A 6665-nucleotide genomic window follows, 5' to 3' on the forward strand; every position below is an offset into this window, starting at 1 on the left:
GGCTCCTCGTTATTTGTCGGCTTTGCGGTCGAACTTGTTATCAATACGTTGAATACTGTCCTTGACGTCCTGCATCATGCCGGTCATCAGTTGCAGGCGGCGAAGTTCTTCACTGACGCTTTTAAGCCACAGGCCGCCGAGCGCCGATAGCAGGCTCAGGGCAACATTAAAGGCCAGATCAAGGCTCATCGCGAGGTCTCTCCTGTGCGCTATAGAAAGCGCTTATCGCCTGCAGCTGGGGTCGCAACCCCGTAGTCGCTGGCGTGATGCAGCAACACCTCCGGGCCAAGCCCCTTTACGGGGGCGGCGGCATGGGCGGCAACACCAGCAGGTTGGCCGGCGGGCGCAGACAGGGCAGTATTATCCTCGACGGGGTAGCCAAGGGCGGCGCGGTAGCGCTGCAGCCCATCAAGGTCCCATAAGCATCGCCATCATGGGATACGCTCACACAGATGGTCGCGCAGCGGCGCGAAGTTCCCCGACGCCCAGGCCAGTACTGAAAATCCTGGACACAGCTTGCTGGAAAATTCATTATGGCCGTGCAGAGTGGTCTCGGGCCAGCGCACACGCAGCGTCAATACCTAGGTGCGCAGCACGGCCCACTGCGCCGACGTAAACTGGTCGGTGTTCACCAGGCAGAGACCCAGCAAATCGGCGTTATGGCCGCGCACATGGGCACCCACCACTTCTTCCACATCGCGCCCCGATCAGCCACTGACCGTCAGCGTCAATCACCCCATGGTAGCCAATGCTGGTCAGGGCGTTATCATTGGCCGGGGCGTCACGGTGAAAACCGCGCGCCCGGTGCCAGCGGTCAATCACCTGGGCGGCGTTTTCGCCGTCCCGGCCCAGGACGCACCCATTGGGTGTGGCGGGCACAGTGAATAATGATGCGATGAATGGCGCGGGACATAAAAAAACCTCATGCAGAACATGAGGCTATTGTGGCGCAAGGCGACCGGCGGTGCCGATGACGGGGGCGTAGAGGATAATACTCAGAACAGGGTGGGTTGCTCGGGCGGTGACCCCGCCTGACGCTGGCGCACCAGTTCGCGGACACGGATCGCGGCGATGCCATAGCGCGGGCACAATAGCGTCAGGGCCATGGTGGTGGACTCCCCTTCAGCCAGCAGCTGATCCAGCTCGGCCAGAAAGCAGCGGTTGCGCCAGGCACGCCCCGCCTCGTCACAGCGGGGGATATACAGCTCCTCGCCACCAAAATGGCGCAGCAGCAGCGCCCCCTGTGAGGGCGTCAGGACTTCCTGCAGCAGGGTAATGCGCCGCCCCCGCGCCGCGCAATTCCTTGCAGATGCGAAACGGCACCCCGCCGAAATGGCGAATAAGCGCCTCGGTGGCCGGAAAGCCTATCAGGCCGGTAATCTGCTGCACTGACTCCGGCAACAGCGTCTGCACCTCGGCGTAATCGGGCTGCAGCGACGCTTGCATCACGACCTCCCGTGCCGTTTGGCGTCCATAATCAGCATCTGCATCAGCTGGCGCACCTGCGCATCATCGAGCCATTTATTCTACGGGCTTTTTTCGCCCAGCATACGCGCAATCATGCCATTGAGGTAGCCCCAGGGCCGCCCGGCGCTGGCGAGCAGTGCCTCAATCTTGCTGAGCATCCTCTGACGTCCCGCTGCCACACGGGGCTTGTGGCCCTGTTTGGGGTAACGTGGTAAAACCCTGGCTGCACATTGCACATATAGCGCAGCACGCGCGTCTGCTCGGTGGCAGTGCAGTCCTTGGCGCTATTTTTACCGGTCTTGCGCAGCAGGAGGCCCCGGTAGATCTCCTCATCCCAGTCGAGTTTATTTTTACCCGTATGCGCCACTTTAATCAGATTTTTCATGAGCATCACCCCGAAGGGTCACCGCATGAGAGTGTCGTCCCGGCGAAGGCATCTTTTTCTCATCGAAGAGAGACACTGGAGGCAATAACCCCAGTGCGGTCAAGGCTCGCTTGCACTCGGCAAGCGGGTATTCGGTTACTGACGCATAAGACTGGCTCTCATCAGGAAATAATCGTTGCCAGGCGGCCTGCGCTATCTTGACCTGGTGCAGGGCATCCGCCAGTGCCTGATGCTTTTCACCATCAAACGGGATGGTGCGCACATCTATCCCCGACAGCCGCACCAGTGTGCGCAGGTCGGCGACATCCCAAAATGACCAGGGGTAACGGTCATTGCCCTGGTCGTCTTTTTGCGGGTCAACGCGGTCGAACCAGCTTTGCAGCAGGGGAATATCGAATACCGCGCCGTTACCCCAGGGCACGCGAGGTTTAGCGCAGTGGGTGGCGATAAAAGTCCGCAAGGCGCGCGCCACAACGTCGGGGCGCGCTTTACCGCCAAAAGCCTCGTGACGTGCCTCATCACTCTGTTTTTGCCACCATTGCAGGGTCTCATCCTCTGGCTCACCGTATTTGAGTGCGGCCTGATAATCGATACGCGCATAAAACGTTGGTCCAACCCGCCCCCGTTGCTGGTTCAAACATCACCGCCGCCACCGACAATATTGGGCAACCGGCTTTTTTACCCCGCGTTTCGATATCGAGCATCACATTATTCATGGGTCTGTTCATCACTTGTCCTCAATGCTGTTTTTATAGCGCATTACCACCTGTTTCATTTGCTGGCGAATAGCGTCTGAATAAATCATGCGTTGCCGGGCATCATAAAAACGCAGGCTGAAGGGCACCGGGACGAGGCGTGACTCCTGCACCAGACTGCGGTCATTAAGATAATAAAGACAGCGATTGCCGTTATCCCCATATTCACATTTAATCACGTGATATAACATATTTATGTCCTCCCGGGTGGGTTGAGAAAAACAGGCATGACGTTTATTTGGCGCAAGCCAGCACCGGCGGATTGACGCCATTCTAAAACAGAGTATTAATACATCATTTATTCAGCATTTCGGTGTCAGCCACAGAATGTTCGCAAAATAAGGCGCTACATTAATTTCAACCTCCGTGCAGGTGATTAAATCCGTTACCCTGTTCAGTATTCTTATTAATGTGCCCTCTTTTAAAATCCGGTTAGGTTGATAAATAAAGTACGCGCCGACCGGATAGCATTGATTAAACTGTTCTGTCTTCATGATTCATACCCCGGCGATATCCAGCGATAGCGGCCGATATTGCCCGGTCTTGTCGATGCGCTCATAAAGGCGGATATAGCTCTTGCTGCTAACCACCTGCACCGCTTCCGCCAGCGCATCCATCGCCCGCAACCAGCGCGGGTCGGTAATATCATGGCGACGCAGCTGCAGAATACGGGCCGGATTAATATCACTGTTCTTATCGGTGGAAAACGCTTGGTCAATAATGGCCAGCAGCGCCGGTCGCGCATTCTGCGTCCATTCCGCCATGCAATCATCAATTAACGCCTTGGCGGCCTGGATACGCTCATCAAAGGTAATGCAGTCTTGCAGGGCACGAATGACCTTGTAGCAACCATCAAAGGAATACAGCGTTACATTGCCTTTTCTGCCGCCACGCTTCACCCCGCATTGCTCAACCGACAGGGCAATCAATGCCTGGATATCGACAAACGCGCGGCGTTTAAAATCTCTCAATGCCTCATGCAGCGGCCGGGCGCGTGCCACAATAGCTTTGACCAGCGCGGCGCGCTCCTTATCAATGGGCTTTACCATGGCGTCGGGTATCAATGCGCCCTTGGCATCCTGCCAGTAACCGGCGGGCACCGTATTGTCATGTAAGTTAGTGGACATGATGACCTCTCCTGTTAAATGTATTGGCAATAGAGCCTCTATTGATGCCCTCGAAATCAGCCCGGCACGATAATACGGTGGCAAGTGCATCGTGAATAAACTGGGCTTCCTTCTTTTCAACTTCACTGCCCGTACCGCTGGCATTGATATTTACATCAATGCCGATGGGGATTTGCTAAATAATAATGTTAATTTCAATTGTCATGGTGACCTCAATATAATGATGCTGACCAAATAACCTTGCATCCACCTTTCATGAATACCCCTTGCTTAAAACCACCCCGTGCGTTTTTGCCAACGCTGATATAATCCGCCTGGCCTTTTTTAAAAATTGCTCACAGAGCGTATGGTGTTCAATACGGATAACCGGCTTACAGTCATGCAATATCACGCCTTTTACACTCACGCCTTTTATCGTTAAATACTGTATAACGGCTCCTACCTGCGCCCTCGCAGCGATATGATAATTGTTAGTCGATACCTCTTCATGATGGACTGACATACTTTTCTCCTTCAATGAATCAGCATTTCTACATGGCGGTCGATTAACGTCACGGACATCCCCTGATTGCCGATAGCGCTTGTCCGGGCCACCCCACGCGCTAGTTTAAACAGGCGGCGATAATTGCCCCGTGAATGCTTGCGAAAGGCGGCGGCAATCTCGGGCGCAAGCGGCTCGCCCGATGCTTCACCGTTCGATAACAGACTGCCGAGAATGGCGCTGAAATCCTCGGTTTTGCTCTCTTTCCTGCGGAACGCCAGGTCTAACGCCATGCCCACCCGGCTATAGAGCTGGGCGTATTCCCCGCGTGAGCCTTTCAGATTGAGCAGCAGACGCGCGGCACCCCCGCCAACACAATGGCCACCCTGGAACGGCCGTGAATGCGCCGCAAGACCTCAAGCGCCCTTGTAGGGCAGCAGCTCAGCCTCATTAACCAGTACCAGCCAGTGCTTATCGCGTAACCCCTGTACGCACTCCTCGACCAGATCATGGATATTGCCGGTTTTCCGCAGACCCAGCCGGGCGCACAGCGCCTGCAATAACACCTTGGCGGTTATAGCCGGGGTCGGCTTCAATCAGGATGATGCCTTTATTGGCGCTGTTGGCGCGCACATACCCCTTCAGCACCATGGTTTTCCCTATGCCGACCGGGCTGTATATCACACCGATATCGCCGAAGCCGTGCGTGGCACTAATCAGGTCAAGCGCCACCCTGGCTAGATGGGTCGGCACAAAATTCACCTTGATGTCCCGCCGGTGGGCGCGCTCTATCTCACGATCAAGAAAATCTCGCAGTGTGCCCTCGACGTTATCAATATTGCCGTTGTAAGCACCCTTTAAATATTGTGAAATGGGCGCGCCGCATAATCCGGTTTTATCGGCCACCATCCGCTGGGTGTAGCCTGACCGCGCCATCAGCTGGAAAATACGTTCTCGCGTTGTCATACAATATATCCTTACCGGTTATTACCGACCTGCTTGATATCGTGCTCATATTCGGATTTAAATAAATACACCTTGTCTTTTCCGGGTGCCGATACCTGGGGTATCAGCAGGCTGTAATCGCTTTCCCTAGGTGCATCAATCACCGGGCGTAATTCGTCTTTTGCATCCTAAATTTTGCTTTCGGCGAGTTTAATGCGACGCTTGGCGCGCGCTTCCAGCGCTTTTCCCACTCTGGAGACCGGCACCGGTGAGACAGTATTGCCATTCCACAGCGCAGTACAGAGATAGGCTCCGTCCATCTGGCGAATAATCACTTCATTAGGATTATGGATATCGTAAGCCACCCGCGCCGTCTGACGATCTACCTCAATCAGCTCCCTGGCAAAATACGGGTTATTCAGCAGTTCAACCCAACCACGCTAAGCCACGCGTTTTTCTTCCGGCATAAACATCTCGCGCAACTCGCTTGGCGTCAGGTATTCAATGTCGTCCCCTAGCCAGCAGGGCCTTGCGGTAAGCGGTAGGCGTCATCGATTTACCGTTGACCTTGGGCAGGGCGCTGTGCTCATGGCTGTGGTTATAGCGCTGCACCTCCTCCTCGATAGCGTCTATCAGCTGCCGCCAGCTGGGCAATATCGCCAGCGTCTTTTGCTGCGTGGCGTTCAGCTCCTTCCCCTGACGTAAGGCATTCGATAGACTCAGCAGTTTTTGCCCCTGCACCCGGCGCCCCCTGGGGTCAGCGCTTAGCCCGTTATAGGTCTGAAACGCAGGGCCAGCCTGCGTGGCAGCACGCCGTTCAGCCGCTCGATAATGCCCCGCACCTGCGGGTTACCGGGGATACCGGTAATATGCTCAATACCCAGCCGGGGAAAAATCCCGGTGATATCCGCATCCAGCATCTTGTTGGTATCGCCGCCGCCGTTATCGGAGTAGGCAAACAGCGGCTTGCCGTGGTGCTGGATGGCATAACGCCACGCATCCGCTACCGCGATGGCGTTTTCTGCCAGTGACAGGCTCCAGCCCACCAGATAGCGGGTACGCCCGTCGAGCACCAAAGTCAGCTCCGGGGTAAAGGGGCGCCCGTGTATCGGATGCGCCACTTTCATGTTCAGCGACTTGCCGTCGGTTATCCAGCAGCCATTTACCGGCATCTGCGCCCAATCCCGCTGCTGGTACACCTGATACGCCTTGAGCGCCGAGCCGGTGACCCGGCCCCTTGACCCTTCGGTCGGGCGCAACACGCTTGACCATGCTATTGACCTTGTCGTAGGTCGGCAGGGCCGCCAGCATGGCTGGCTGGTCATGGTATTTACTCTGCCAGGCCGCCTGAAATGCGCGGTAGGCTTCCAGCACCGTCGGGCCACAGGGTCAGGCATAATGCGGCCAGAACAGGGCGTAGAACCACGTCATGTCCTCGGGGCGCTGCTTTTTCAGGCTTCCCGGGAGCCAGTATCGCCAGACGCTCATGGGGCCGCTCAGCGCTG

14 protein-coding genes and 2 pseudogenes are annotated in these 6665 nt (G+C 56.1%); 2 read left to right on the plus strand and 14 right to left on the minus strand.

Annotated features, from left to right (window positions below; translation table 11 throughout):
• Nucleotides 1–9 precede the first annotated feature (9 nt).
• Nucleotides 10–189 carry a hypothetical protein gene (locus ACTBDU_RS03220; RefSeq protein ID WP_438805532.1) on the minus strand — a complete coding sequence of 60 codons (180 nt, stop codon included), beginning with the start codon at nucleotides 187–189 and terminating at the stop codon, nucleotides 10–12.
• 77 nt (nucleotides 190–266) lie between these two features.
• On the opposite strand from ACTBDU_RS03220, the gene ACTBDU_RS03225 reads away from it, so the two are divergent.
• Nucleotides 267–422 carry a hypothetical protein gene (locus ACTBDU_RS03225; RefSeq protein WP_438805533.1) on the plus strand — a complete coding sequence of 52 codons (156 nt, stop codon included), beginning with the start codon at nucleotides 267–269 and terminating at the stop codon, nucleotides 420–422.
• 9 nt (nucleotides 423–431) lie between these two features.
• Here ACTBDU_RS03225 and ACTBDU_RS03230 read toward each other — a convergent pair whose 3' ends face one another.
• The 7 genes and pseudogenes from ACTBDU_RS03230 to ACTBDU_RS03260 all read right to left on the minus strand — a co-directional run bounded on the left by ACTBDU_RS03230 (nucleotide 432) and on the right by ACTBDU_RS03260 (nucleotide 3734).
• On the minus strand, nucleotides 432–578 hold the full coding sequence (locus ACTBDU_RS03230) for a hypothetical protein (protein ID WP_438805534.1): 147 nt from the start codon (nucleotides 576–578) through the stop codon (nucleotides 432–434).
• A 607-nt stretch (nucleotides 579–1185) separates the two neighbouring features.
• Nucleotides 1186–1446, minus strand: a complete 261-nt coding sequence (locus ACTBDU_RS03235) for a hypothetical protein (RefSeq protein WP_438805325.1) — start codon at nucleotides 1444–1446, stop codon at nucleotides 1186–1188.
• 301 nt (nucleotides 1447–1747) lie between these two features.
• A pseudogene (locus ACTBDU_RS03240) lies at nucleotides 1748–1858 on the minus strand (regulatory protein GemA); the annotation flags it as partial.
• Nucleotides 1836–2489 (minus strand): 3'-5' exonuclease, encoded by a 654-nt coding sequence (locus ACTBDU_RS03245; protein ID WP_438805535.1) that lies wholly within the window; start codon nucleotides 2487–2489, stop codon nucleotides 1836–1838. The gene ACTBDU_RS03245 and the pseudogene ACTBDU_RS03240, both read right to left, overlap by 23 nt.
• Nucleotides 2413–2580, minus strand: coding sequence for a 3'-5' exoribonuclease domain-containing protein (locus ACTBDU_RS03250; protein WP_438805536.1), 168 nt, complete (start codon nucleotides 2578–2580; stop codon nucleotides 2413–2415). Before ACTBDU_RS03250 ends, ACTBDU_RS03245 begins: the two co-directional genes overlap by 77 nt.
• On the minus strand, nucleotides 2580–2786 hold the full coding sequence (locus ACTBDU_RS03255; RefSeq protein ID WP_438805537.1) for a hypothetical protein: 207 nt from the start codon (nucleotides 2784–2786) through the stop codon (nucleotides 2580–2582). The genes ACTBDU_RS03250 and ACTBDU_RS03255 overlap by 1 nt, the downstream gene beginning before the upstream one ends.
• Nucleotides 2787–3104: 318 nt before the next feature.
• Nucleotides 3105–3734, minus strand: coding sequence for a DUF3164 family protein (locus tag ACTBDU_RS03260; RefSeq protein WP_438805538.1), 630 nt, complete (start codon nucleotides 3732–3734; stop codon nucleotides 3105–3107).
• Nucleotides 3735–3825: 91 nt separating this feature from the next.
• On the opposite strand from ACTBDU_RS03260, the gene ACTBDU_RS03265 reads away from it, so the two are divergent.
• Entirely contained in the window at nucleotides 3826–3972 is a 147-nt protein-coding gene (locus ACTBDU_RS03265; protein WP_438805539.1) for a hypothetical protein, read from the plus strand.
• 275 nt (nucleotides 3973–4247) lie between these two features.
• On the opposite strand, the gene ACTBDU_RS03270 is transcribed toward ACTBDU_RS03265, so the two are convergent.
• The 6 genes and pseudogenes from ACTBDU_RS03270 to ACTBDU_RS03295 form a co-directional block, all read right to left on the minus strand.
• Complete coding sequence (locus ACTBDU_RS03270; protein WP_438805540.1) at nucleotides 4248–4508, minus strand: hypothetical protein; 261 nt, start codon at nucleotides 4506–4508, stop codon at nucleotides 4248–4250.
• 214 nt (nucleotides 4509–4722) lie between these two features.
• Nucleotides 4723–5124 (minus strand): hypothetical protein, encoded by a 402-nt coding sequence (locus tag ACTBDU_RS03275; RefSeq protein ID WP_438805541.1) that lies wholly within the window; start codon nucleotides 5122–5124, stop codon nucleotides 4723–4725.
• Nucleotides 5125–5192: 68 nt separating this feature from the next.
• The gene (locus ACTBDU_RS03280) at nucleotides 5193–5324 is read right to left on the minus strand and encodes a hypothetical protein (RefSeq protein ID WP_438805542.1); all 132 of its coding nucleotides are present in this window, start codon (nucleotides 5322–5324) and stop codon (nucleotides 5193–5195) included.
• Between the two features lie 24 nt (nucleotides 5325–5348).
• Nucleotides 5349–5588, minus strand: a pseudogene (locus ACTBDU_RS03285) (Mu transposase C-terminal domain-containing protein); the annotation flags it as partial.
• 73 nt (nucleotides 5589–5661) lie between these two features.
• On the minus strand, nucleotides 5662–5901 hold the full coding sequence (locus ACTBDU_RS03290; protein ID WP_438805543.1) for a hypothetical protein: 240 nt from the start codon (nucleotides 5899–5901) through the stop codon (nucleotides 5662–5664).
• Nucleotides 5902–5924: 23 nt separating this feature from the next.
• Nucleotides 5925–6422: a hypothetical protein gene (locus tag ACTBDU_RS03295; protein WP_438805544.1), complete on the minus strand. Its 498-nt coding sequence runs from the start codon at nucleotides 6420–6422 to the stop codon at nucleotides 5925–5927.
• Nucleotides 6423–6665 lie beyond the last annotated feature (243 nt).

The organism is Sodalis sp. (in: enterobacteria) (assembly GCF_051710625.1).
Lineage (GTDB): Bacteria > Pseudomonadota > Gammaproteobacteria > Enterobacterales > Enterobacteriaceae > JBPESN01.